Origin of the sequence: Pseudomonas sp. 39004, from assembly GCF_028682155.1 — a bacterium.
GTDB lineage: Bacteria > Pseudomonadota > Gammaproteobacteria > Pseudomonadales > Pseudomonadaceae > Aquipseudomonas > Aquipseudomonas capeferrum.
In genome coordinates this window covers 1-22,553 of record NZ_JANIAG010000003.1, presented here as the reverse complement: position 1 = coordinate 22,553, position 22,553 = coordinate 1, and the positions used below count along the sequence as shown (strand labels likewise).

Here is a 22,553-nt window from a genome sequence, read left to right as displayed (position 1 = left end):
CGCTCCCTGTTTCAGGCAACCGCCCACACCAGAACCTGCATACCCAGCCAGGCGAACACGCCGGCCAGGACATCGTCGAGCATGATCCCGACCCCGCCATGCACATGGCGGTCGATCCAGCGAATCGGCCATGGCTTGAGGATGTCGAAGAAGCGGAACATCAGGAACCCCGCCAGCAACCATTGCCAGCCTTCCGGCACCAGCCAGAGGGTGATCCACATGCCGACCATCTCGTCCCAGACAATGCCTTCATGATCGTGCACGCGCAAGTCATTGGCGACTTTGCCGCACAACCAGAAGCCGAACAGCATGGTCACGCCCAGCAGCAGCCAGTACCCCCAGTCCGGCAGCATCTGCCACAACGGAATGAACGGTATGGCCACCAGCGAGCCCCAGGTGCCCGGCGCCTTGGGCAAGGTGCCGGAACCGAAGCCGAAGGCGATGAAGTGCCATGGGTTGCGCCAGACCGAGGGCGGAACGAACTCCGCAGGCACCTGGTTGGGGTGATCGGTCACGGTGTCTCCCTAAAATGTTGATAGCCGCGTTGCCGCGGGGTGATGTCCTGGCCCTGCCGGTCACGCAGGCTGACGCCTTGGCCCTCGAGCACGCGCCCGATGACATGAAAGGCCGCCAGGCCTTGCGCCTGCAGGGATGAAAGCTGCGCCGGCGGCAAAGTGAACGCCAGCACATAGTCGTCGCCACCGGTCAGGGCCGCCTGCACGGCGGCCTCATGGCCGAGCAAACCCTGCAGAGCGGATGACATCGGCACCTGCTCCAGGTTCACCTCGAGCGCCACGCGGGAAGCCTTGGCAATATGCCCGCAGTCGGCCAGCAGGCCGTCGGAGATGTCCAGTGCCGCGCTGGCTCGCCCGCGCAACAGTTGCCCCAGGGCGAACTGCGGCGAAGGTGACCAGTAGTGATCGAGCAGCGGCTGGGCCAGTGCGGCCTCGGCCTGGCGCTGGCCCAGGACCAACGGCAAGGCGCCGGCGGCGTTGCCCAGCTCCCCCCCTACACACAAAAGGTCACCGGGGCAAGCACCGCCACGGCGCAACGCTTGCCCGGCCGGCACGCGGCCGAACACGGTCATGGTGATACTCAAGGGGCCGCGGGTGGTGTCACCGCCTATCAGGCTCAGCTGGCAACGCCGGGCCATACGGTTAAGGCCGTCAGCGTAGGCTTGCAGCCAGTCGGCGCTGACATCGGGCAAGGTCAGGGCGAGGGTGAAGCCGATGGGGGTGGCGCCCATCGCCGCCAGGTCACTGGCGGCCACGGCCAACGAGCGCTGGCCAAGCAACAAGGGGTCGCAGACCGCAGGGAAGTGCACGCCGGCCACCAGGGTGTCGGTGGACACCGCCAGTTGCTCGCCCGCAGGCAAATCCAGCAGCGCGCAATCGTCACCGATGCCCAGGGCCACGCCTTCACCACCTTGCGCACAGGGCGCGGCGGCGAAGTAATGGCTGATCAGCTCGAACTCACCCATGGTCGGCCAGCGCCGGGATCAGCGCTTGTTCGCCTTGGCTTCCGCTTCGCGCAGCGAAGGGGCGAGCTTGTCCAGCACGCCGTTGACGAACTTGTGGCCGTCGGTGGCACCGAAGACCTTGGCCAGCTCGATACCTTCGTTGATCACCACGCGATACGGTACATCGACGCGCATCATCAGTTCCCAGGTGGACAACCGCAGCACAGCCAGTTCGACAGGGTCGAGCTCTTCCAGCGCCAGCGCCAGGCAAGGCTTCAGGGCCGCGTCGATCTCGTCCTTCTTGGCCGGGACCCCATGCAGGATCTCGCGGAAGTAGGCGCCATCGACATCGGTGAAATCGTTATCGACCCGGAACTGCGCTTCGATCTCGTTTACCGACTGACGCGCCATGTGCCACTGGTACAGCGCCTGTGTCGCGAGCTTGCGGGCTTCGCGGCGCTTGGCGCTCTTCGAGGGCTTGCCGGCATCCGCAGGTTTTGGATCGCGCGGGTTGAAACGATCGCTTTCGTCGCTAATCACTTGGCCTCCAACTGCGCCAGCAGGCTGACCATTTCCAGAGCGGACAGGGCAGCTTCAGCACCTTTGTTGCCAGCCTTGGTGCCGGAACGCTCGATGGCCTGTTCGATGGAGTCGACGGTCAGAACGCCGAAGGCCACCGGAACACCGAACTCCATGGACACCTGGGCCAGGCCCTTGGTGCATTCGCCCGCCACGTATTCGAAGTGCGGGGTACCACCGCGGATCACGGCGCCCAGGGCGATGATCGCGTCGTACGCGCCTTGCTGGGCGACCTTCTGTGCTACCAGCGGGATTTCGAACGCGCCCGGGGCACGGATGATGGTGATGTCGCTTTCGCTGACACCGTGGCGTACCAGGGCATCAACAGCACCGCTTACCAGGCTTTCGACGACGAAGCTGTTGAAGCGGCCAACCACCAAAGCATAGCGACCTTTGGGGGCGATGAAGGTACCTTCGATGGTCTTCAGGGTCATTCCGATGTTCTCATGTTCAAGAGCGAGGCCGCATACAAGCGGCCTCGGCAGGGGTCTGGACTCGAGTAGAGGGCGTCAATGCCGCCTCAAGTCACTCGGAGGGCACGTATTCTACAACTTCCAGATCGAATCCGGATATCGCATTGAACTTCATCGGCGAACTCATCAGGCGCATCTTGCGCACACCGAGGTCGCGCAGGATCTGCGAACCGGCACCGACGGTGCTGTAGGTGGTCGGCACCTTGGTCGGTGCATCACCCGCGCTTTCGCGGATGTGCGCCAGCAGCACGTCGCCGTCCAGCGGGTGGCCCAGCAGCAGTACCACGCCGCTGCCAGCTTCGGCCACGGCAGCCATGGCGGCGCGCAGGCTCCAGCGGCCCGGTTGCTTGACCAGCAGCAGGTCGCGCAGCGGGTCCATGTTGTGCACGCGTACCAGGGTCGGCTCTTCGGCGCAGATATTGCCCAGGGTCAGGGCCATATGCACGTCGCCTTCCACCGCATCGCGGTAGGTGACCAGGTTGAACTCGCCCAGCTCGCTCTCCACCGGCTGCTCGGAGACGCGTTGTACGGTGCGCTCGTGGATCATGCGGTAGTGGATCAGGTCGGCGATGGTGCCGATCTTCAGGCCGTGCTCGGCGGCGAACACTTCCAGCTCGGCGCGGCGCGACATGGTGCCGTCATCGTTCATCACTTCGCAGATCACGCCGCTCGGCTCGAAGCCGGCCATGCGCGCCAGGTCGCAAGCGGCCTCGGTGTGGCCGGCGCGGGCCAGGGTGCCGCCCGGCTGGGCCATCAGCGGGAAGATGTGGCCCGGGCTGACGATGTCCTCGGCCTTGGCGTCCTTGGCAGCGGCAGCTTGCACGGTACGTGCGCGGTCGGCAGCGGAAATGCCGGTGGTGACACCTTCGGCGGCCTCGATCGACACGGTGAACTTGGTGCCGAAGCCGGACCCGTTACGCGGCGCCATCAGCGGCAGCTTGAGCGTTTCGCAGCGCTCGCGGGTCATCGGCATGCAGATCAGGCCACGGGCATGCTTGGCCATGAAGTTGATGTGCTCAGGCAGGCAGCACTCGGCCGCCATGATGATGTCGCCTTCATTCTCGCGGTCTTCGTCATCCATGAGGATGACCATTTTGCCCTGGCGGATGTCTTCGACCAGTTCTTCGATGCTGTTGAGCGCCACTCGGCACCCCCTTCTCAATCAGGATTTCAAGAAGCCGTTGGCGGCCAGGAAGCTTTCGGTAATGCCACTGCCCTTGCTCGGTTCGCCAGCCTTGTCGCCCAGCAGCAGACGCTCCAGGTAACGGGCCAGCAGGTCGACCTCAAGGTTTACCCGACGCCCTGCGCGGTAGTCGGCCATGATGGTTTCGGACAGGGTGTGCGGGACAATGGTCAGCTCGAACTCGGCGCCATTGACCTCATTGACCGTCAGGCTGGTGCCGTCGACGGTGATCGAACCCTTGTGGGCGATGTACTTGGCCAGCTCCTTGGGTGCACGCACGCGGAACTGGATAGCGCGGGCGTTATCGCTGCGCGAGATGATTTCGCCGACACCGTCGACGTGGCCGCTGACCAGGTGGCCGCCCAGGCGGGTGGTGGGGGTCAGGGCCTTTTCCAGGTTGACCTTGCTGCCGCTCTTGAGGTCGATGAAGGCGGTGCGTTTGAGGGTCTCGACGCTGACGTCGGCCCAGAAGCCATCGCCCGGCAGTTCGACGGCGGTCAGGCATACGCCGTTGACGGCGATGCTGTCGCCGAGCTTGACGTCACCCAGGTCGAGCTTGCCGGTCTCGACGTAGACGCGCACGTCGCCACCTTTGGGGGTCAGGCTGCGGACAGTGCCGATGGATTCGATGATACCGGTGAACATGGGGTCTTCCTCAAGAACGGGTTGCGCAGGGCAAGCCTGGCATTATACGCCGGGCGCCGGCAGGGGGATGGCCGTGACCCGCCAGTCATCGCCCACTGCGCGCATTTCGGTAATTTTCAGTCGCGGCGCTTCGCTCATCGTTGCCAGGGGCCACTCCAGCAGCGGGCGGGCCTGGGAGCCCAGGAAGGTACCGGCGACGAACAACTGGTACTCGTCGATCAGGCCTTGCCGGGCGAACGCACCGGCAAGGCCCGCGCCGGCTTCCAGCAGAATCTCGTTGACGCCACGCTGGGCCAGCACACGCATCAACGCGGGCAGGTCGACCTGGCCATCGGCGCCTGGCAGGCTCAGCAGCTCGTGGCCCGCTTCGGCGTACCGCGCATCTGCTGCGGCAGCCGTCACCACCAGGGCCGGGCCGACCAGGAAGAACGGCGCATCCAGCGCCAGCCGCAGGCGGCCATCGATCAGCACGCGCAGCGGCGTGCGGCTTAATGCCAGGGCACGGGTTTCATCATCCAGGCCAAGCTCTGCGCCACGCACGGTCATGCGTGCGTTATCGGCCAGCACGCTGGCGGCACTGGTGAGCACCACACTTGAACGGGCGCGCAGGCGCTGCACCGCAGCACGGGCGGCGGGGCCGGTGATCCATTGGCTTTCGCCGCTGGCCATGGCGGTGCGGCCGTCCAGGCTCATGGCCAGCTTGGCCCTGACGAACGGCAGGCCGTGCTCCATGCGCTTGAGAAAGCCTGGGTTGAGGGCCCGAGCCTCGGCTTCGAGCACGCCGCTGTGGACCTCGATACCCACCGCTGCCAGGCGCCGCAGCCCCTGCCCCGCTACCTGTGGGTTGGGGTCCTGCATCGCCGCCACCACGCGGGCCACGCCGGCCTTGACCAGTGCTTCGGCGCACGGCGGCGTGCGGCCATGGTGGCTGCAGGGTTCGAGAGTGACGTAGGCACAGGCGCCGCGGGCACGCTCACCGGCCTGGCGCAGGGCATGCACCTCGGCATGCGGCTCACCGGCGCGCACGTGCCAGCCCTCGCCCACCACCTCGCCATCGCGCACGATTACACAGCCCACGCGCGGGTTGGGGTGGGTACTGTAGACACCCTTGCGAGCCAGTTCCAGGGCACGGGCCATGTAGTGGGCGTCGAGAATCGCGGTCTGGCTGGGCATGCTCACTCTTTGGCTGGCTCACGGGCCAGGCGGTCGATTTCTTCGCGGAATTCGTCGAGGTCCTGGAAGCGTCGGTACACCGAGGCGAAGCGGATATACGCCACTTCGTCGAGCTTGCGCAGCTCGGCCATCACCAGCTCACCCACCACCAGTGACTTGACCTCGCGCTCGCCGGTGGCGCGCAGGCGGCTCTTGATGTGCGCCAGCGCCGCTTCCAGGCGCTCGACGCTGACCGGGCGTTTTTCCAGTGCCCGTTGCATGCCTGCACGCAACTTGTCTTCGTCGAAGGGCTGGCGCGTGCCGTCTTGTTTGATCAGCCGCGGCAGCACCAGTTCGGCAGTTTCGAAGGTGGTGAAACGTTCGCCGCAGGCGACGCACTCGCGACGGCGGCGCACTTGCTCGCCCTCGGCGACAAGACGAGAGTCGATGACCTTGGTGTCGTTGGCACCGCAAAAGGGACAGTGCATGGTGGCAGGCAACAAAAAAAGGGAGGGCCATGGTAGCGCATCCCACTGGCAAGACAAGCCAAAGGGGTTAACATCCAGGGAAATCTGCCCCTGAAGGATGACCCAATGCACCATCGAGCGCTCGTCGTGCTGTGCTGCGCCGCCTTGCTTGCCGCTTGCGGTAGCGACCGGCCCAAGCCCGAACAGGCCCAGGCGCCCGCGCCAGCAAAATCGGCCAAGAAAACCCAACCCCTTGGCCCGCTGCCCGCCTACCAGCGCGAACTGAGCGGTACCTTGCTGGAAATCCCGGCCGGGGCCGATGTGGAACTGGCCCTGCTGGTCATCGACGAACGCGACCGCCCGCAACGCCTGCTGGCCAGCAGCAACCTGAGCGGCACCGGGCAGGCGCTGCCTTACCAGTTGCGCTTCAACCCCGAGGCTTTTCCGGCCGGTGCCCGGGTAGAGCTGCGTGGCCGTGCCAGCCGCTCTGGCCAGCTGATCATGCACCTGCCGCCGGTACGCATTACCCAGGCACAGACCCAGGCCACCGGCCCGCTGCGCTTCGAAAAGGCACCGTAAGTGGCACCCCTGGCACTGCAACAGGCCCTCAGCGGCCTGATCGGCGAAGCGCGCCTGGTGGCCAGCGAGCTGCCTGAATGCGAACTGAAGCTCTGGCTGATCGACGACCAGAACATGGACCGCGCGTTCAGCAGCGAAGAAACCCGGCGCATCCTCGAAGAGCCACCCTACTGGAGCTTCTGCTGGGCCAGCGGCCTGGCCATGGCCCGTTACCTGGCTGCACACCCGCACTGGGTGGCCGGCAAGCGCGTGCTCGATTTTGGCGCCGGCAGCGGTATCGCCGGCATTGCCGCAGCCCGCGCTGGCGCCTTGGAAGTGGTGGCCTGCGACCTCGACCCGCTGGCCCTCGACGCCTGCCGCGCCAACGCGGCGCTGAACGGGGTGGCGCTGGGTTACAGCAGCGATTTCTTCGCCGAGGACGACCGCTTCGACCTGATCCTGGTCGCCGATGTGCTGTATGACCGCGCCAACCTGCCCCTGCTCGACGCCTTCCTCGGCCGTGGTCGCCAGGCCCTGGTGGCGGACTCACGGGTTCGCGACTTCTGCCACCCGCTGTACCGGCAATTGGGCGTGCTCGACGCACTTACCCTGCCGGACCTGGCCGAGCCCCACGAATTCCGCCGGGTCAGCCTGTACCACGCTAGCCGCGAGCCTTTATAGTGGTGCCATTCACGAGTTTGCGAGAGTCGCGATGAGCCAAGACACGCCGTACATTTTCGACGCCACCGATGCCACCTTCCAGCAACTGGTCATCGAGAACTCTTTCCACAAGCCGGTGCTGGTGGACTTCTGGGCCGAGTGGTGCGCCCCGTGCAAGGCGCTGATGCCCTTGCTGGCGAAGATCGCCGAGGGTTACCAGGGCGAGCTGCTGCTGGCCAAGATCAACTGCGACGTAGAACAGCAGGTGGTCGCCCAGTTCGGCATTCGCAGCCTGCCGACCGTGGTGCTGTTCAAGGACGGCCAGCCGGTTGATGGTTTTGCCGGTGCGCAGCCGGAGTCGGCGATCCGCGCGCTGCTCGAACCGCACGTGCAGATGCCTGCCGCCCCTACCGCTTCGCCACTGGAGCAGGCCAAGGCCCTGTTCGCCGAGAGCCGTTTTGCCGAAGCCGAAGCGCTGCTGCAGGCGCTGCTTGGCGAAGACAACAGCAATGCCGAGGCGCTGATCCTGTACGCCCGTTGCCTGGCCGAACGGGGTGAATTGGGCGAAGCTGAAGTGGTGCTGGACGCGGTCAAGACCGACGAACACAAGGCAGCCCTGGCCGGTGCCAAGGCGCAGTTGACCTTCCTGCGCCAGGCCGCCAGCCTGCCGGAAGTTGCCGACCTCAAGAGCCGCCTGGCGCAGAATCCGCTGGATGATGAAGCCACTTACCAACTGTGCATTCAACAGCTGGCGCGTCAGCAGTATGAGCCAGCGCTGGAAAGCCTGCTCAAGCTGTTCCAGCGCAACCGCGGGTACGAGAATGGTCTGCCGCACAAGACGCTGCTGCAGGTGTTCGAATTACTGGGCGGCGATCACCCCTTGGTCGGTGCGTATCGGCGCAAGCTTTTCGCCGCGATGTATTGAAGCGACAAGACCACTTTTATCGTGGGTCGCTCATGGCGACGAATGTGTCGACATCCATCAGTGGGACAGGGATCACGATGAAAGCCCAATACCAGTAACGCTGTCGTTCATCCGGCTCAATGGCCTGAACCACCGAGAATGTACTGCTGTGGCCTGGGGTGAACGTCCCATCCTGGGCCATGCGACCATCCCCAGCGACCACTTGCCACTCTATCACCTGGGGGTCGACCTCTACCTGAGCGCCCCCGGTGCCGATGTAGTACAACCTTAGCGATACACGCCCGTTGTCGTTGCGCACCCTGAAAAAATGCGTAGGGAACGCGTTGATAATCACGAAGGTGGAGTGAAAAACACGCCCGTAGTAACGGCTTTCCAGCACATCGATGGTCAATAGCTCGCCAAGACTGGCTTTGAGCGCACAGGGTTTCTGCGTCTTGCCATCCTGATCGTATTCAGGTTGAGGATCTGCCGGCGGGCAGTACCAGCAGCCCGAACGATCAGGCTCGTAACGCCCCTCGGAAGATTCGCCAAGCTGCCATGACACACCGGGCAGCGTTTGCGGCGTGAGCGTCACATGGGTCCGGCTGCGCACACCATCCACGACTTTGATCAACGGCTCGGCGTGATACATGTTCTCCGCGTTGACGGCCGCTGGCGGGCTGAAAAACCGGTCCTTGTACCAAGCGGAGGTCACGGGCGCGGACCTGTCAACGCTGAGACTTCTGATCCCGCCTTCCGGATAGAGCAGGCTGGCAAGCCCCATGAAGTGCTGGTTGGGCGGTGCGGACCTGGGGATGATACGGTCATCCACGAGTGCCCGGGCAATATGAACCTCTTCGCCGAGCGCCCAGGCACCGTCCACCGGAATGCGGCCGCCAGGCTCTGCCTGGTAGGTCATATAGAGGTTGCAGGCCATGGTGAAAGTGTCCCATTGGCTCAGTTCAGGCACCATGCGAATGGCAAAATACAGTGGCTTGATCAGCCAGTCACTCCCAGGTTCGATGGACAGCCGGCGCATCCTGATGACCCGACGCTCGTCCGGTAACGCTTCAAATCGCGCGCGAAAACCCTCTGCGGCTTCTTCGTCGCGCTTCAAGGATTCGAGATAACCCAAAGCAAAAGTCGATCCCCTGGCCACCTGGAGCCTGAGGACCTTCTCGGCATCCAGCGTGCCGACAAACGCATCGAAGTGGAACTGCTGATGCAAATAGTAGGGTTCGCCCGCCTCTACGGCAGTGAGCTCGCTGACTTTGCGGATGACTTCGCCAAGATCCCTGCGTAAGGAAGTACGCACGAACCTGGCCAGCCTCCGGCGAATGAGGATGGGCCGTTCATGAGGATAGGGTTGAAACTCGAGCCAAGGCAGGCCGAGCAATCCCGTGCAATGCTCCCAGCTTGTCCCCGGGCTGATGACGCGCTCGAAGTCAAAGGCTTCGGTGTCTTCAGGGCGCGTGTCACCCACGCCTCGATGCCACACCGCATAACTGTAATTGACTGGCATGGAGTAGAAATCAAGCCGTACTTTCCAGCCGAACAAATCGTACTGAGACCGCATTTCATCGCTCATCTGCCGATGCTCCTGAACGGGTGAGGCCTATTCTAAGAACACAAGCAGCAATGCAACTACTGGCAGATTTACCAGGTCCGGGGCGGGTCGAGCTGCGGGCTAACCAAGCCAGGTAAACATGGGGGCATCTGCACCACTCGTCACCTTGACCTGCGCGCAATGGCGCAGACGGACCAACAGCCGTTTGGCCTGCGCCGGGCTTTCGCCCAGTGCTTCAAGACGGTCCAGCAATTGCGGGCCATTGAGTTGCCCCGCCTGGCGCAGCAACGCTTGCGCTGCGGCCCAGATCCGGTCGTCCTGGCGCGGCGCGCCCGTCACTTCGTCAGGCGTTTCTCGGGGCACCGCTGGCACTGCGAGCTGCCCGCCCAACTGCGCCCATTCTGCCGGCTCCAACTCGATGGACAAATCCACCGGCCAATCTCCAATCTTTCCGCGAATTCGCACGATATTTTCCTTGAGCACAGGTCAATGTGGCCATGCTACAGCAACATGAAACCTGCACCACACAGGCTGGCGGCACAGAGAAAAGCTGTTATAACATTACCAAATCATTCCCAGCCTGCTCCTGGAGCCTTCCATGCGTCGTCTGCTGCTCGCCTTGCCCTTCGCCTTGCTGCCCCTTTCCATGGCGCATGCCCACGATGACCATGACCATGATCACGCCCATGGCACCCTCGGTGCCCACGAGCACGGCGTGGCCAAGCTCAATGCCGTGCTGGATGGCAATACCCTGGAGCTGGAGCTGGACAGCCCGGCCATGAACCTGGTCGGCTTTGAACATGCCGCCAGCAGCGATGCCGACAAGGCCAAGGTGGCCGCCGTGCGCCAGCAACTCGAACACCCCTTGCAACTGTTCGGGCTGGCCGCGGCTGCCGGCTGCAAGGACGATGCACAAGCGCTGGAAAGCCCCCTGTTCGGCGACGCGCCGAAAGCCGACGACAATGGCGACGAACAAGAGCACGGCCATCAACACAGCGACATCGGTGCGCATTACCAACTGACCTGCGCGAACCCGGACAAGCTCACCCAGATCGACCTCGCCCCCCTGTTCAAAGCCTTCCCGGCAACCCAGAAGATCAATGTGCAACTGATCGGCCCGACAGGCCAGAAAGGCGTGGAAGCAACGCCTGCCAAGGCTGCGGTTGCGTTCTGAATGAGCCAGCCGCTGATCGAACTGCATGACCTGGTCTTCGCCTGGCCAGGCCAGCCGGCCCTGCTGGATATTCCCGCCTTTCATCTGGCGGCCGGCGAGGCGCTGTTTCTCAAAGGCCCAAGCGGCAGTGGCAAGACCACCCTGCTGGGCCTGCTGGGCGGGGTGAACCTGCCTAACCAGGGCAGCATTCGCCTGCTTGGCCGCGACCTCGGCAGCCTCGGCCAGGGCGCGCGCGATCGCTTCCGGGTCGACCACACCGGTTACATCTTCCAGCAGTTCAACCTGCTGCCGTTTCTTTCGGTGCGCGAAAACGTCGAGCTGCCCTGCCGCTTCTCGCGTAGCCGAGCCACACGGGCGGCCGAGCGCCATGGCAGCGTCGATAACGCTGCCGCCACGCTGCTTGCCCATCTGGGCCTGGGTGACCCGGCCCTGCTCGCCCGTCGCGCCGACAGCCTGTCGATCGGCCAGCAGCAACGGGTTGCCGCCGCACGGGCGCTGATCGGCCAGCCCGAACTGGTGATCGCCGACGAACCGACCTCGGCCCTTGATGCCGACACCCGCGAAGCGTTCATCCGCCTGTTGTTCGACGAGTGCCGCGCGGCCGGCGCCAGCCTGTTGTTCGTCAGCCATGACCAGAGCCTGGCCCCCCTGTTCGACCGGCACCTGTCCCTGGCCGAACTCAACCGCGCCGCCAAGCCCCGGGAGGCCTGATGTACCTGCTTCGTCTTGCCCTGGCCAGCCTGGCCAACCGCCGTTTCACCGCCTTCCTTACCGCGTTCGCCATCGCCTTGTCGGTGTGCCTGTTGCTGGCCGTGGAGCGGGTACGCACCGAGGCCCGCGCCAGCTTCGCCAGCACCATCAGCGGCACCGACCTGATTGTCGGCGCCCGCTCGGGGTCGGTGAACCTGCTGTTGTATTCGGTGTTTCGTATCGGCAACGCCACCAACAACATCCGTTGGGACAGCTACCAGCACTATGCCCAGGACCAACGGGTAAAGTGGGCGATCCCCATTTCGCTCGGCGACTCGCACCGCGGCTATCGCGTGATGGGCACCACCGGCGACTATTTCAGCCATTACCAATATGGCCGCAGGCAGCACCTGGAACTGAGCCAGGGCCGTGCGTTCGCCGACGACCCGTTCGAAGTGGTGCTCGGCGCCGAGGTGGCCGAGGCGTTGCACTACCGGCTCGGCGACAAGCTGGTGCTGGCGCATGGCGTGGCGGCCATCAGCCTGGTCAAACACGACGACAAACCCTTCACCGTGGTCGGTGTACTGAAACGCACCGGCACCCCGGTCGACCGCACCCTGCACATCAGCCTGGGCGGCATGGAGGCCATTCACGTCGACTGGCACAACGGCGTGCCGGCCCGTGGCGCCGGGCGCATCAGCGCCGAACAGGCCCGCAGCATGGACCTGCAACCCGCCGCCATCACCGCGTTCATGCTCGGCCTGAACAGCAAGATCGCCACCTTCAGCCTGCAACGGGAAATCAACGAGTACCGCAACGAACCCTTGCTGGCGATTTTGCCCGGGGTTGCCCTGCAAGAACTGTGGAGCCTGATGGGTACCGCAGAGCAGGCGCTGTTCGTGGTCTCGCTGTTCGTGGTGCTGACCGGGTTGATCGGCATGCTCACGGCCATTCTTACCAGCCTCAACGAACGCCGCCGGGAGATGGCGATCTTGCGTTCGGTAGGTGCCCGCCCCTGGCATATCGCAGGGCTGCTGATACTCGAGGCGCTGTCGCTGGCAGTGGTGGGGATCGTGGCCGGGCTGGGGCTGTTGTACGCTGGCATCGCCGTGGCGCAGGGCTATGTGCAGGCCAATTACGGCTTGTTCCTGCCACTGGCCATGCCCAGTGCTCACGAGTGGACGCTGTTGGCTATCATCCTCGGCGCAGCATTGCTGATGGGCAGCGTGCCGGCCTGGCGTGCCTACCGGCAGTCGCTGGCCGATGGCTTGTCGATTCACCTTTGAGAACCGTCATGACCTCGAACCTCACCGCCTGCTTCGCGGGTTTACCCGCGAAGCGGCCAGTGCACGCCGTGCAGATCGTCCTGCTTGTGCTGCTCACGCTGGCGTTACCTGCCTGGGCCACCGACCCTCGCGAACTCGACTGGCCCGCACTGATCCCGGAAGGCGCACCCGTCATCCCGCCGCAGCTGGCGCCACTGCACGACCTGTCACAACTGAGCGACGCCCTGTCTGCCGAGTCGGCCCCCACCGCCCACCAGCAGGCGCCGAATGCACCGGTGGTGCAAAGCCTGGACGGCCAGCAGATCAAACTGCCCGGCTATATCGTGCCGTTGGAAGTCAGCGAGGAAGGCCGCACCACCGAGTTTCTGCTGGTGCCCTACTACGGCGCCTGCATTCACGTGCCCCCGCCGCCCTCGAACCAGATCGTGCATATTTTCAGCGAGATGGGTGTGCGCATCGAAGACCTCTATCAACCCTACTGGATCGAGGGAAAGCTGCAGGTCAGAGCCTCCAGCAGCGAGCTGGCCGACGCCGGATACCAGATGGAAGCCGAGAAAATATACGCTTATGAGCTGAAGTGAGAACTGTTTCGAATTCGTTACGACGCTTCTTTGAGCTGGATCAAACTTTCTGTTTAGACGACTCCGTACCATTGGACTACTCGATTATTAATGTCCTCTGGGAGCTTCCATGAACAAGTCCTTGCTTGGCGCCTCGCTTGTGGCCCTTGCTCTTGCCGCCCCTGCCGCCCACGCCTACCAGGCGGGCGATATGATTCTGCGCGCCGGCGCCATCACTACCGCGCCGAACGAAAGCAGCGGCGACCTGAAGTTCGATGGCAACAAGGTGTCGGGCACCAAGGCGACCCTGGACAGCGACACCCAGCTGGGCCTGACCTTCGCCTACATGCTCACCGACCACATCGGCCTGGAGTTGCTGGCGGCCACCCCGTTCAAGCACACCGTCGGCGTCAAGGGCCTGGGCGGCGGCCTGGACGGCAAGCTGGCCGACATCAAGCAACTGCCACCGACCCTGTCGCTGCAGTACTACCCGATGGAACCCAACTCCAGGTTCCAGCCGTATGCCGGCGTGGGCATCAACTACACCCTGTTCTTCGATGAAGACCTGAGCAGCGCACGCAAGCAACAGGGCTTCAGCAACCTGAAACTGCAGGATTCGGTGGGCATCGCTGGCCAGTTGGGCATGGACTACATGCTGACCGACAACCTGCTGGTCAACGCCTCGGTCTGGTACGTCGACATCGACACCAAGGCCAGTGTCAACGGCCCGACCGCACTGGGCTACAGCAAGACCAAGGTCGACGTCGACGTTGACCCGTGGGTGTACATGGTCGGCCTTGGCTACAAGTTCTGATCCCGGGCAGGGAGGGCGGCCACGGCCGCACTCCCGGTGCTCGACACTAGCCAGCAGCCCAGCGCTGTGGCACTGATCCCCGCCCCCAACCCGCACACCGCAGCCCATCCCCAACGGGCATAGACCCAGGTCGCCAGTACCGCACCCAGCCCGCTACCCAGCGAATAACAGCACATGTAGGCGCCAATCAGCCGGCTCGCCAGGGCGCTGCGCCCGGCCAGCAACAGGCTCTGGTTGGTGACATGCACCGCCTGCACCGCGAAATCGAGCAATACCACACCCAGCAGAAACGCCAGTAGAGAGTGCTCGACGAACGCCGTCGGCAGCCACGACAGCGTCAGCACGCCCAAGGCCAGACCGGTGGTGCGATCGCCCCGCCCTTGGTCGGCCAGGCGACCGGCCCGGGCAGCGGCCAAGGCCCCCGCCACACCCGCCAGGCCAAACAGCCCGATCTGGGTATGGTTGAGCGCCAGCGGTGACGCACTCAGCGGCAGCACCATGGCGCTCCACAGCACGCTGAAGGCGGCGAAGATCAATAATCCGTACAACCCTCGCTGGCGCAGCAGCGGGTCTTGTCTGAACAAAGCGAACAGCGAGCCGATCAGCACCAGGTAACTGGACCGCTGCGCCGCAGGCCGGGTGCCAGGCATGCCGTTCCAGAGCAGCCCGGCCATCAGCACCAGCACCCCGGCTGCGGCAAAATAGACGACGCGCCAGCCGGCCACGTCGGCGACCACGCCAGACACCAGACGCGCCAACAGAATGCCCAGCACCACCCCGCTGGTGACGGTGCCCACCGCCTGCCCCTGTTGCGCGGGCGTGGCCAGGGTCGCGGCATGCGCCACCATCACCTGCACCATGACCGCCATCAGCCCGACCATGGCCAGCGCCACCAGCAGCACCGCCCAGCCCCATGCCATGCCGACCGCCACCAACGCCAGGGCCGAGACCAGCAATTGGCCGATGATCAGGCGCTTGCGGTCGATGAGGTCGCCTAACGGCACGATCAGCAGCAAGCCCAGCGCATAACCCGCCTGGGTAGCACCCACCACCCAGCCGATGCGCTGCTGCCCTACCCCAAGGTCCAATGCCATCGACTCAAGCAGTGGCTGGGCGACGTATACGGTGGCCACGGCCATGGCACAGGTGAGCGCCAGCAACAGGGTCATTGATCGGGTCAGATGGGGCGGTGAAGTGCTTGAGCGGTGCATGGGGTATCCCTTCCAACTGGTTTCAAATTAAAACCACATGTAGATTTTTAGCAAATGTGGTTTTAATCTGCAACCAGAACAATCGAAGAGTATTGGCTGATGCTTAACGAAACAAACGCACAATGCCCGGTAGCCCGAGCCCTCGAAGTGCTCGGTGACCGCTGGGCGCTGATGATCTTGCGCGATGCCTTCGATGGTTTGCGCCGCTTTAGCGAGTTTCAGAAAAACCTGGGGTTGGCCAAGAACATCTTGGCGTCACGCCTGAAGTTGCTGGTCGAGAGTGGCTTGCTGCAGCTGCAGCCGGCTTCGGATGGGAGTGCCTACAAGGAATACGTGCTGACCGAGAAGGGCCGCTCGGTGTTTGCGCTGGTGATTGCCTTGCGCCAGTGGGGTGAGCGCTTTTTGTTCGAAGCGGGTGAGGCGCGCTCGGCACTGCTGGAGCAGGCCACAGGGCAGGCGATCGCCCCGCTGCAAGTGCGCACTGAGGATGGCCGGGTGTTGCGGCCGGAAGATTGCCAGCGCAGGTTGGTGCGCCACGGATAACTCCGTGGCCACCTTGCCACAGCGTCAGGCGGCTTTCAGGCCTTGCCGAGCAGCCGTGACAAACCTTCGACCAACGGCGTTGCCTGCGGGAAGTCGAAGCGCGCCAGCAAGCGCTGGTTATCCGCCCGTGAGTGGCGGATATCGCCCGAGCGCGCCGCGCCATAACTGATCGCAGGCAGGCTGCCGATCACCTTTTCCAGCGCCGCCAGCAGTTGGTTGAGCGACGTGGCCTGGTTCAGCCCGATATTTACCGCCCCCTCCTCGACCTGCTGCTGCTCCAGCGCCTGGATCATCACTTGTACCAGGTCCCCGACATAGAGGAAATCGCGGGTCTGCTCGCCATCACCGAACACCGTGATCGGCAGCCCTTGGGTGGCACGCTCGCTGAAGATGCTGATCACGCCGGAATACGGCGAGGAAGGGTCCTGGCGCGGGCCGAAAATATTGAAGAAGCGGAAAACCACCGGCTCCAGGCCGTGCTGACGGCGGTAGAAATCCAGGTACTGCTCACTGGCCAGCTTATCCACAGCATAAGGCGTCAGCGGTGCCTTGGGCGTATCTTCGGCTATCGACTCGCCTTCGCCGTTGTTGCCGTACACCGCAGCGCTGGACGCGAACAGTACCCGGCGCACACCGTGCACGCGCATGGCTTCGCAGACATTGAGGGTGCCGATGAAATTGCTCTGGTGCGTCTTCACCGGGTCTTCGACCGAGGCCTGCACCGACGCCACCGCCGCCAGGTGCACCACTGCGCTGCAGCCCGCGGCCGCACGCGTGACCAGGCCGGCATCGGCGACATCGCCTTCGATCAGTTCCAGGCGCGGGTGCGCGATCTGCAGGTTGTCCCGCCTGCCGGTGGACAGGTCGTCGAGAATGCGTACGGCGTAACCCTTGTCCAACAGCGCATCGCACAGGTGAGAGCCTATGAAGCCGGCACCGCCGGTGATCAGGATGGGGGCGTCAGCCATGGCGGTAGAAACGGTCCAGTAGAGGTGGCAGGCCAGCGCGCCAGGCGCGCGGCTTGATACCGAAGGTGTGAAGGATTTTCTTGCAGGCCAGCACCGCGTGCTGTGGCTCTTCGCTGGCATCCGGCCGCGCGGCATGGGCCTGCGGCGTAGGGGCCTGCACCGCCAGCTGACGGTACTGGCCGGCCTCGGCAAGAATCGCCTGCCCCAGCGCCAGCGGCGTGGTCGCCTCGTTGCCAGCGTAGTGGTAGGTGCCCCACAGCGGTGCGCTGCAATCGAGCTGCTTGAGCACCGACAGGATCACCCGGGCCGCATCGTCGACCGGCGTCGGGTTGCCGCGCCGGTCATCGGCCAGCAGCAACTCCTGGGGTTGCTCGGCACGGGTCAGGAAGCGCCCGAGCGTACCGTCGACGCTCTCGTCGAGCAGCCAGCCAAAGCGCAGCAGCACATGTTGCGGGCACGCCGCACGCACGCTCTGCTCGATACGCCAGAGTGCCTGGCCACGCAGGCCCAGCGGCACCGGCTCGTCCTTCTCGCTGTAGGCCGTGGCCCGCGAGCCATCGAAAACCCGGTAGCTCGAAGGCTGCACCAAGGTGATCTGGTGGTGCTGGCACAACTCTGCCAGCCGCTCCACCGCCCGCTCCTGCTGGGCCAGGCGCTGTTCGCTGACCGACTCGGCCTGGAACCAGTCGAAGTAATAGGCCAGGTTGACCAAGGCATTGGGGCGGTGATCGTCGAGCAGCTGAGTGAGGCTGGCCGGGTCCCAGCCGTTTTCCGGCGGGCGCGGTGCCAGGAATGCGATGTCCTCTTCAGCCCCGAGACGAATCAGCGCTTGCCCGAGGGCATTGCCACCACCCAACAGCATTAGGCGCATACGCATAGAGTCAGCAGATCCGGAGAGGTTGATTGAGGGAAAGGGGTCATTTTGCGGTTTCCTGCCCGGGAAGTCCAACACGGGTGGGTGGCTGCCCTGACGCCATCCCCTGCCCTTGCCAAAACCTATTCGATCTCGAACAACCCATTACTCAACGGCCCCACACTCAACCGTTCGCGCACGTCGTCATCGATGCGCGGGTCATCCGGCCGGTACAGCTTGACCTGGCGATAGGCATTGATGCGGTTGATCTCTTCGCCCAGGTACTCCCACACCACGCGGGTGCAGGCCGGGTTGCGCCGGTCGCCGCTGGAGACACCGGTCTTGAGGCCGTTCAGGCGGGTGATGCGGCTCTTGAAACTGGGGATGAGGATGGTCTGGCTCATCTCGTTGAGGGTCAGCGACTCGTAGTCGATCAGGAACATTCGGTCTTGCAACTGAAACGCCGCGCCCAGGTAGCGGCAACGTACCTCGGCGTGCAGGTCGGTGGCGCTGCTGCGCTCCTGACGCTCCTGGCGCTCGAACAGGAAGCGGCCGCGCTCTTCGCGCAAGTGCACCAGCGACAGCAACACCGAGCCCGGTACCGACATGCAGTTGGAGTACTCGAAGTAGTAACCGCAGTAGCGCGACAGGTTGCCGGCGTGCTCGTGCAAGGGCCGGAACAACTCACTGATCGGGTCGCTGGGCTGATCGGCGACGGCCGACACCCGGGCACCGATCAGCCGGGAGAACTGCTCGGGGGGCACGTTCAGTTCGTAATCCTCGACGCCGAAGAAATCGCCGATGCGCTTGAGGTTGAAAGCCGTCGGACGGCTCTGGCCGCTCAGGTACTTGTTGAACTGCGCGCGGTTGATCGACAGCTGCCGGCAAACTTCCGAGATAGAGCGGTAGTGGCTGCAGGCCAGTTTGAGGTTGGTAGCGAAATGCTCGCTCATGCAGGGGCTTCCAGGTGACGCGAATGGCGCAAGTGTAGCATCAGGTCGCATCAACTCAGAACAGAATGCGAAATTGTAACCACTCTTGTCATGGCCAACCATGCGCCCCAACGCATAGCGGCGCGCCTGCCGCCCGCTGTCTTTCCACACGAAGAATAAGAATCGAGGTCATTTCCCAATGCTCGAAGCACTCAACGATTTCCTTTCGGGGAAACTACTCATCGTGCTGATCGTCGGACTCGGCAGCTACTTCACCATCCGTTCGCGGTTCGTGCAGTTCCGTCATTTCGTGCACATGTTCAGTGTGTTCAAGGAATCGCTGCGCGGCCAGGCAGGCCAGCTGAGTTCGTTCCAAGCCCTGATGCTGAGCCTGGCCGGCCGCGTGGGCGCCGGTAACATCGCCGGTGTCGGTATCGCCGTGACCCTGGGCGGCCCGGGTGCCGTGTTCTGGATGTGGGTCACCGCACTGGTGGGCATGTCCAGCAGCTTCTTCGAATGTACCCTGGCCCAGGTGTACAAGCGCGCCGATGGCGATGGCCTGTACCGTGGTGGCCCGGCCTATTACATTCAGCACGGCCTGAAACTGAAAAGCATGGCCGTGGTGTTCTCCATCCTGCTGCTGGTCACCTATGGCTTCGCCTTCATGGGCTTGCAGTCGTACACCGTGACCCACTCGCTGGAAAACGCCTTCGGCTTCGCACCGAGCCACACCGGTATCGCCCTGGCGGTGCTGCTGGCCGTGGTGTTCATCGGTGGCATCAAGCGTATCGCCGCTGTGTCGGACCTGCTGGTACCGATCAAGACCCTGGCCTACATCGGCGTGACCCTGTACGTGATCGGCACCCAGATCGAACACGTGCCTGCCATGCTGGAAACCATCTTCAAGAGCGCCTTCGGCCTTGACCCCGCATTCGCCGGCCTGCTCGGCAGCGCCATCGTCATGGGCGTGAAGCGTGGCGTATTCGCCAACGAAGCGGGCCTGGGCAGTGCACCGAACGTTGCCGCAGTGGCCGCCGTTAAACACCCTGGCGCCCAGGGCGTGGTCCAGGCGTTCAGCGTGTTCCTCGACACCTTCGTGATCTGCACCTGCACCGCGCTGCTGATCCTGCTGTCGGGCTTCTACACCCCGGGCTTCGAAGGTGATGGCATCGTCCTGACCCAGAACTCGCTGGCCGCCGTGGTTGGTGACTGGGGCCGCCTGTTCGTCAGCGTGGCGCTGTCGCTGTTCGTGTTCACCTGCATCCTCTACAACTACTACCTGGGCGAGAACAGCCTGCAGTTCCTCAGCCGCAACCGCGTGGTGCTGCTGGTGTTCCGCGCCTTGGTACTGGCGTTGGTGGTGTGGGGTTCGGTGCAGGACCTGTCGACCGTGTTCGCCTTCGCCGACATCACCATGACCTGCCTGGCCTTCGTCAACCTGGTGGCCCTGGCCCTGCTGTTCAAGGTCGGCCTGCGGGTGATGCGCGACTACGACGACCAGCGCAAAGCGGGCATCAAGCAGCCGGTGTTCGATTCTGCCAAGTTCGCCGACCTGGACCTGGACCGCGACGCCTGGCCTGCCAACCCGCAGGTGGAAACAGCCACTGACAAAGCCGTTGGCCAAGCCCAGCCGCAGCGCTGATACTCTCCCCTGCCCAGCCGCCCCACCTGCGGGCGGCTCTTCTTTCTCCGCTCACCGCTACGGATGTTCTCCATGCGCGCAGTAAAGAATCTTCTCGTCCTGTACACCGGCGGCACCATCGGCATGCTCGAAACCCCTGAAGGCCTGGCGCCAGCGGGCGGCTTCGATGCGCGGATGCGCGAGCACTTCGCGCAAATGGCCGATGCCCCCCAGCTGCAGTGGACATTGCAGGAAATGAACCCGCTGCTCGACAGCGCCAACATGCAGCAGCACAACTGGCTGGCCATGCGCGATGCCATCGTCGAAGCGGTGGACGTTGCCGGCCACGATGGCGTGCTGGTGCTGCATGGCACCGACACCCTGGCCTACAGCGCGGCGGCGTTGTCGTTCCTGCTGCTTGGCTTGCCGGTGCCGGTATTGCTGACCGGCTCGATGCTGCCAGCCGGCGTGCCGGGCAGTGATGCCTGGGACAACCTGTGCGGCGCGCTGCGCCAGTGCGAGCAAGGCCTTGAAGAGGGCGTGCAGCTGTACTTCCACGGCCAGTTGCTGCATGGCTGCCGGGCGTCGAAGCTGCGCAGCGAGGCCTTTGATGCCTTTGCCGCGCTGCCGCGACATCGCGACGGTGAGCGTGCCACTGCCCTGCCTGCCGAGCTTGGCTACAAGCACCCACGTCAGCCGGTCAACCTGGCGCTGATGCCAGTGTTTCCTGGCTTGCAGGCCGGGCATTTGCGGGCGCTGCTCGACAGCGGCGTGCAGGGGCTGTTGCTGGAGTGCTATGGCAGCGGCACGGGGCCATCGGATGACCAAGCCTTGCTTGATGCGCTGCAGGCGGCGCGTCAGCGGGGTGTGATGCTGGTTGCGATCAGCCAGTGCCCGGAAGGGTCGGTGGTGTTCGATACCTACGCAGCGGGCAACCGCCTGCGTGGCGCAGGCCTGGTAAGCGGCGGCGGCATGACCCGTGAAGCGGCGTTGGGCAAGATGTTTGCGCTGCTGGGGGCGGGGCTGGATGCTGCAGCGGCAGAGCAGTGGTTTGCGCTGGATCTGTGCGGCGAGAGGGGTTGCTCCGCGAAGAGCCCCGAACAGTCAGAATAAAGTGGCGGAAGGCAGCGGGAGTCGAACCTGCCCGGGAACGGCTGCCGTCCCCAACCGGGTTTGAAGCCCGGCCGCGCCACCGGGCGCGATTGCCTTCCTTGAACTCAGTGCCTGGCCTGCTGCTGGGCCAGGGCGCTGTCGGCGCGGATGTAACGCTGGTCGGCCACCCTGCGGGTCAGGCCGATGCGGTCGAAATATTCCAGAATCTGCACACTGCGTTTGCGACCGATGCCCAACATATCGCGAAACGCCGCCACCTGCACTATCGGCGCTTCATTCGCCTGGCCAAGCAGCAACGCGGCCATGCGCTGGATCGTCGCCGCCGGGTAGAACAGGTCGCGTACCACCTGGTGCACCAGCCCGAGCCTTGCCAGCTTGCGCAACAGCAGGCGTACATCCGCTTCGGCGCAGCCCGCTTCATTGGCCAAGGCCCTGACCCACGGTGGGTCGAATTGCCCCTCCAGCAAACGTGGCTCCAGCCTCGCCCACAATGCGTTGTCGGCCTCGCTCAACTGCACCTTGTGATCGGGCAGATGCAACCAAGGCCCGCTGCTGGAAACCTGCCCTTCATCGAGCAGTTCATCCAGCAGGCTGACAAACGCCGGGCGCTCCAGCGGCAAGGCCGCAAAGCGTCGCAAGCGGTCGCGGTCCGGGCCGAGCTGGTCGGGCTCCTGCTGGTGAAACAGCGCCAGCTGCGCCAGCAGTTGCTGCTTGAGGGCGCACCACTGGGCATCGGCAAACAACAACTGCCCCTGGCGCGTGGCAATCACCTGCACCTCCGCCGGCAACTGCCAGCTGGCCCGCAGGCGGTTGAACTGCCGCTCCAGCCGCTGCGGGTCAAGCCCTCCGGCAGCGGTGGCAAGCAAGGCCGGTAACGCCTGCTCCAGATCCTCGGTATCACGCAGCACCTGCAACTGGCGCAGCCGGGGCTCGCTGCGACGCTGCCGGCTGGGCGCAAACGGGTCGAGTACCCGCCCGCCCCCTAGCGTGCGCTGGGCGCGCTGATCGCGCAGCACCAGCCGATCGCCATGCACGGCCTGCAGCGGCGCGTTGAGTAGCAACTGGGCAAACATGCGCTGGCCTGCCTGCAGTACTTCGCCTTCGAGCAATGCCACGCGGGCAGTCACATCCTGGAGATCGG

General features: G+C 64.3%; 26 protein-coding genes and 1 tRNA gene. 11 read left to right on the top strand and 16 right to left on the bottom strand.

What is annotated here, in order from left to right:
• Positions 1 to 11: 11 nt before the first annotated feature.
• The 8 genes from NP534_RS00870 to nrdR all read right to left on the bottom strand — a co-directional run bounded on the left by NP534_RS00870 (position 12) and on the right by nrdR (position 5,979).
• Positions 12 to 515, bottom strand: coding sequence for a phosphatidylglycerophosphatase A family protein (locus NP534_RS00870; protein ID WP_033703443.1), 504 nt, complete (start codon positions 513 to 515; stop codon positions 12 to 14).
• Positions 512 to 1,480 carry a thiamine-phosphate kinase gene (gene thiL / locus NP534_RS00865; RefSeq protein ID WP_274097435.1) on the bottom strand — a complete coding sequence of 323 codons (969 nt, stop codon included), beginning with the start codon at positions 1,478 to 1,480 and terminating at the stop codon, positions 512 to 514. Before thiL ends, NP534_RS00870 begins: the two co-directional genes overlap by 4 nt.
• 18 nt (positions 1,481 to 1,498) lie before the next feature.
• On the bottom strand, positions 1,499 to 1,999 hold the full coding sequence (nusB, locus tag NP534_RS00860; protein ID WP_033703445.1) for a transcription antitermination factor NusB: 501 nt from the start codon (positions 1,997 to 1,999) through the stop codon (positions 1,499 to 1,501).
• Positions 1,996 to 2,472: a 6,7-dimethyl-8-ribityllumazine synthase gene (gene ribH, locus NP534_RS00855; RefSeq protein WP_003255395.1), complete on the bottom strand. Its 477-nt coding sequence runs from the start codon at positions 2,470 to 2,472 to the stop codon at positions 1,996 to 1,998. Before ribH ends, nusB begins: the two co-directional genes overlap by 4 nt.
• Positions 2,473 to 2,563: 91 nt before the next feature.
• Complete coding sequence (gene ribBA, locus NP534_RS00850; RefSeq protein WP_033703446.1) at positions 2,564 to 3,655, bottom strand: bifunctional 3,4-dihydroxy-2-butanone-4-phosphate synthase/GTP cyclohydrolase II; 1,092 nt, start codon at positions 3,653 to 3,655, stop codon at positions 2,564 to 2,566.
• Between the two features lie 18 nt (positions 3,656 to 3,673).
• On the bottom strand, positions 3,674 to 4,339 hold the full coding sequence (locus tag NP534_RS00845; protein ID WP_033703448.1) for a riboflavin synthase: 666 nt from the start codon (positions 4,337 to 4,339) through the stop codon (positions 3,674 to 3,676).
• A gap of 42 nt (positions 4,340 to 4,381) precedes the next feature.
• A complete protein-coding gene (gene ribD / locus NP534_RS00840) occupies positions 4,382 to 5,512 on the bottom strand; it encodes a bifunctional diaminohydroxyphosphoribosylaminopyrimidine deaminase/5-amino-6-(5-phosphoribosylamino)uracil reductase RibD (protein WP_274097434.1) in 1,131 nt (376 codons plus the stop codon).
• A gap of 2 nt (positions 5,513 to 5,514) precedes the next feature.
• Complete coding sequence (gene nrdR, locus NP534_RS00835; protein ID WP_016393425.1) at positions 5,515 to 5,979, bottom strand: transcriptional regulator NrdR; 465 nt, start codon at positions 5,977 to 5,979, stop codon at positions 5,515 to 5,517.
• Positions 5,980 to 6,084: 105 nt separating this feature from the next.
• On the opposite strand from nrdR, the gene NP534_RS00830 reads away from it, so the two are divergent.
• Genes NP534_RS00830 through trxA form a run of 3 tightly spaced genes read left to right on the top strand, consistent with a single transcriptional unit; the run spans position 6,085 to position 8,101 of the window.
• The gene (locus NP534_RS00830) at positions 6,085 to 6,537 is read left to right on the top strand and encodes a YbaY family lipoprotein (protein ID WP_274097433.1); all 453 of its coding nucleotides are present in this window, start codon (positions 6,085 to 6,087) and stop codon (positions 6,535 to 6,537) included.
• Positions 6,538 to 7,197 carry a class I SAM-dependent methyltransferase gene (locus tag NP534_RS00825; RefSeq protein WP_186661117.1) on the top strand — a complete coding sequence of 220 codons (660 nt, stop codon included), beginning with the start codon at positions 6,538 to 6,540 and terminating at the stop codon, positions 7,195 to 7,197.
• Between the two features lie 31 nt (positions 7,198 to 7,228).
• On the top strand, positions 7,229 to 8,101 hold the full coding sequence (trxA, locus tag NP534_RS00820) for a thioredoxin (protein ID WP_033703453.1): 873 nt from the start codon (positions 7,229 to 7,231) through the stop codon (positions 8,099 to 8,101).
• Positions 8,102 to 8,117: 16 nt separating this feature from the next.
• On the opposite strand, the gene NP534_RS00815 is transcribed toward trxA, so the two are convergent.
• Both NP534_RS00815 and NP534_RS00810 read right to left on the bottom strand, forming a co-directional pair.
• Complete coding sequence (locus NP534_RS00815) at positions 8,118 to 9,668, bottom strand: hypothetical protein (RefSeq protein WP_274097432.1); 1,551 nt, start codon at positions 9,666 to 9,668, stop codon at positions 8,118 to 8,120.
• Positions 9,669 to 9,767: 99 nt separating this feature from the next.
• Complete coding sequence (locus NP534_RS00810; protein WP_274097431.1) at positions 9,768 to 10,112, bottom strand: hypothetical protein; 345 nt, start codon at positions 10,110 to 10,112, stop codon at positions 9,768 to 9,770.
• A 133-nt stretch (positions 10,113 to 10,245) separates the two neighbouring features.
• On the opposite strand from NP534_RS00810, the gene NP534_RS00805 reads away from it, so the two are divergent.
• From NP534_RS00805 to NP534_RS00785, 5 genes are all read left to right on the top strand, one after another.
• The gene (locus NP534_RS00805; protein WP_274097430.1) at positions 10,246 to 10,821 is read left to right on the top strand and encodes a DUF2796 domain-containing protein; all 576 of its coding nucleotides are present in this window, start codon (positions 10,246 to 10,248) and stop codon (positions 10,819 to 10,821) included.
• Positions 10,822 to 11,532, top strand: a complete 711-nt coding sequence (locus tag NP534_RS00800) for an ATP-binding cassette domain-containing protein (protein ID WP_274097429.1) — start codon at positions 10,822 to 10,824, stop codon at positions 11,530 to 11,532.
• Positions 11,532 to 12,797, top strand: coding sequence for an ABC transporter permease (locus NP534_RS00795; RefSeq protein WP_274097428.1), 1,266 nt, complete (start codon positions 11,532 to 11,534; stop codon positions 12,795 to 12,797). Before NP534_RS00800 ends, NP534_RS00795 begins: the two co-directional genes overlap by 1 nt.
• Positions 12,798 to 12,805: 8 nt before the next feature.
• Complete coding sequence (locus NP534_RS00790; RefSeq protein ID WP_274097427.1) at positions 12,806 to 13,378, top strand: DUF3299 domain-containing protein; 573 nt, start codon at positions 12,806 to 12,808, stop codon at positions 13,376 to 13,378.
• Positions 13,379 to 13,487: 109 nt separating this feature from the next.
• Entirely contained in the window at positions 13,488 to 14,171 is a 684-nt protein-coding gene (locus NP534_RS00785; RefSeq protein ID WP_014589498.1) for an OmpW/AlkL family protein, read from the top strand.
• On the opposite strand, the gene NP534_RS00780 is transcribed toward NP534_RS00785, so the two are convergent.
• On the bottom strand, positions 14,159 to 15,382 hold the full coding sequence (locus NP534_RS00780; protein ID WP_274097426.1) for an MFS transporter: 1,224 nt from the start codon (positions 15,380 to 15,382) through the stop codon (positions 14,159 to 14,161). The genes NP534_RS00785 and NP534_RS00780 overlap by 13 nt on opposite strands.
• A 99-nt stretch (positions 15,383 to 15,481) precedes the next feature.
• On the opposite strand from NP534_RS00780, the gene NP534_RS00775 reads away from it, so the two are divergent.
• Positions 15,482 to 15,925, top strand: a complete 444-nt coding sequence (locus tag NP534_RS00775) for a winged helix-turn-helix transcriptional regulator (protein WP_274097425.1) — start codon at positions 15,482 to 15,484, stop codon at positions 15,923 to 15,925.
• 35 nt (positions 15,926 to 15,960) lie between these two features.
• Here NP534_RS00775 and NP534_RS00770 read toward each other — a convergent pair whose 3' ends face one another.
• The 3 genes from NP534_RS00770 to NP534_RS00760 form a co-directional block, all read right to left on the bottom strand.
• Complete coding sequence (locus NP534_RS00770) at positions 15,961 to 16,893, bottom strand: NAD-dependent epimerase/dehydratase family protein (protein WP_033703465.1); 933 nt, start codon at positions 16,891 to 16,893, stop codon at positions 15,961 to 15,963.
• On the bottom strand, positions 16,886 to 17,770 hold the full coding sequence (locus NP534_RS00765) for a sugar nucleotide-binding protein (RefSeq protein ID WP_033703467.1): 885 nt from the start codon (positions 17,768 to 17,770) through the stop codon (positions 16,886 to 16,888). Before NP534_RS00765 ends, NP534_RS00770 begins: the two co-directional genes overlap by 8 nt.
• Positions 17,771 to 17,889: 119 nt before the next feature.
• On the bottom strand, positions 17,890 to 18,699 hold the full coding sequence (locus NP534_RS00760; RefSeq protein WP_033703468.1) for a helix-turn-helix domain-containing protein: 810 nt from the start codon (positions 18,697 to 18,699) through the stop codon (positions 17,890 to 17,892).
• Positions 18,700 to 18,877: 178 nt separating this feature from the next.
• Between NP534_RS00760 and NP534_RS00755 the strand changes: the two genes are divergently transcribed.
• Positions 18,878 to 20,320, top strand: coding sequence for an alanine/glycine:cation symporter family protein (locus NP534_RS00755; protein ID WP_033703469.1), 1,443 nt, complete (start codon positions 18,878 to 18,880; stop codon positions 20,318 to 20,320).
• A 72-nt stretch (positions 20,321 to 20,392) separates the two neighbouring features.
• Entirely contained in the window at positions 20,393 to 21,412 is a 1,020-nt protein-coding gene (locus NP534_RS00750; protein ID WP_410011026.1) for an asparaginase, read from the top strand.
• Between the two features lie 2 nt (positions 21,413 to 21,414).
• Here NP534_RS00750 and NP534_RS00745 read toward each other — a convergent pair.
• Both NP534_RS00745 and NP534_RS00740 read right to left on the bottom strand, forming a co-directional pair.
• A tRNA-Sec gene (locus NP534_RS00745) sits at positions 21,415 to 21,510 on the bottom strand.
• 6 nt (positions 21,511 to 21,516) lie between these two features.
• On the bottom strand, positions 21,517 to 22,553 hold a 1,037-nt coding region (locus NP534_RS00740), incomplete at its 5' end, for a SelB domain-containing protein (protein WP_274097424.1).

What these genes read in the sequence shown, in the direction of transcription:
- ribH (WP_003255395.1), bottom strand. Translation starts at nt 2,472, where the DNA reads ATGACCCTGAAGACCATCGAAGGTACCTTCATCGCCCCCAAAGGTCGC.
- thiL (WP_274097435.1), bottom strand. Translation starts at nt 1,480, where the DNA reads ATGGGTGAGTTCGAGCTGATCAGCCATTACTTCGCCGCCGCGCCCTGT.
- trxA (WP_033703453.1), top strand. Translation starts at nt 7,229, where the DNA reads ATGAGCCAAGACACGCCGTACATTTTCGACGCCACCGATGCCACCTTC.
- ribD (WP_274097434.1), bottom strand. Translation starts at nt 5,512, where the DNA reads ATGCCCAGCCAGACCGCGATTCTCGACGCCCACTACATGGCCCGTGCC.
- NP534_RS00780 (WP_274097426.1), bottom strand. Translation starts at nt 15,382, where the DNA reads ATGCACCGCTCAAGCACTTCACCGCCCCATCTGACCCGATCAATGACC.
- nrdR (WP_016393425.1), bottom strand. Translation starts at nt 5,979, where the DNA reads ATGCACTGTCCCTTTTGCGGTGCCAACGACACCAAGGTCATCGACTCT.
- NP534_RS00765 (WP_033703467.1), bottom strand. Translation starts at nt 17,770, where the DNA reads ATGCGTATGCGCCTAATGCTGTTGGGTGGTGGCAATGCCCTCGGGCAA.
- NP534_RS00785 (WP_014589498.1), top strand. Translation starts at nt 13,488, where the DNA reads ATGAACAAGTCCTTGCTTGGCGCCTCGCTTGTGGCCCTTGCTCTTGCC.
- NP534_RS00805 (WP_274097430.1), top strand. Translation starts at nt 10,246, where the DNA reads ATGCGTCGTCTGCTGCTCGCCTTGCCCTTCGCCTTGCTGCCCCTTTCC.
- NP534_RS00830 (WP_274097433.1), top strand. Translation starts at nt 6,085, where the DNA reads ATGCACCATCGAGCGCTCGTCGTGCTGTGCTGCGCCGCCTTGCTTGCC.
- NP534_RS00750 (WP_410011026.1), top strand. Translation starts at nt 20,393, where the DNA reads ATGCGCGCAGTAAAGAATCTTCTCGTCCTGTACACCGGCGGCACCATC.
- NP534_RS00770 (WP_033703465.1), bottom strand. Translation starts at nt 16,893, where the DNA reads ATGGCTGACGCCCCCATCCTGATCACCGGCGGTGCCGGCTTCATAGGC.
- NP534_RS00755 (WP_033703469.1), top strand. Translation starts at nt 18,878, where the DNA reads ATGCTCGAAGCACTCAACGATTTCCTTTCGGGGAAACTACTCATCGTG.
- NP534_RS00800 (WP_274097429.1), top strand. Translation starts at nt 10,822, where the DNA reads ATGAGCCAGCCGCTGATCGAACTGCATGACCTGGTCTTCGCCTGGCCA.
- NP534_RS00815 (WP_274097432.1), bottom strand. Translation starts at nt 9,668, where the DNA reads ATGAGCGATGAAATGCGGTCTCAGTACGATTTGTTCGGCTGGAAAGTA.
- NP534_RS00845 (WP_033703448.1), bottom strand. Translation starts at nt 4,339, where the DNA reads ATGTTCACCGGTATCATCGAATCCATCGGCACTGTCCGCAGCCTGACC.
- NP534_RS00795 (WP_274097428.1), top strand. Translation starts at nt 11,532, where the DNA reads ATGTACCTGCTTCGTCTTGCCCTGGCCAGCCTGGCCAACCGCCGTTTC.
- NP534_RS00790 (WP_274097427.1), top strand. Translation starts at nt 12,806, where the DNA reads ATGACCTCGAACCTCACCGCCTGCTTCGCGGGTTTACCCGCGAAGCGG.
- NP534_RS00775 (WP_274097425.1), top strand. Translation starts at nt 15,482, where the DNA reads ATGCTTAACGAAACAAACGCACAATGCCCGGTAGCCCGAGCCCTCGAA.
- NP534_RS00760 (WP_033703468.1), bottom strand. Translation starts at nt 18,699, where the DNA reads ATGAGCGAGCATTTCGCTACCAACCTCAAACTGGCCTGCAGCCACTAC.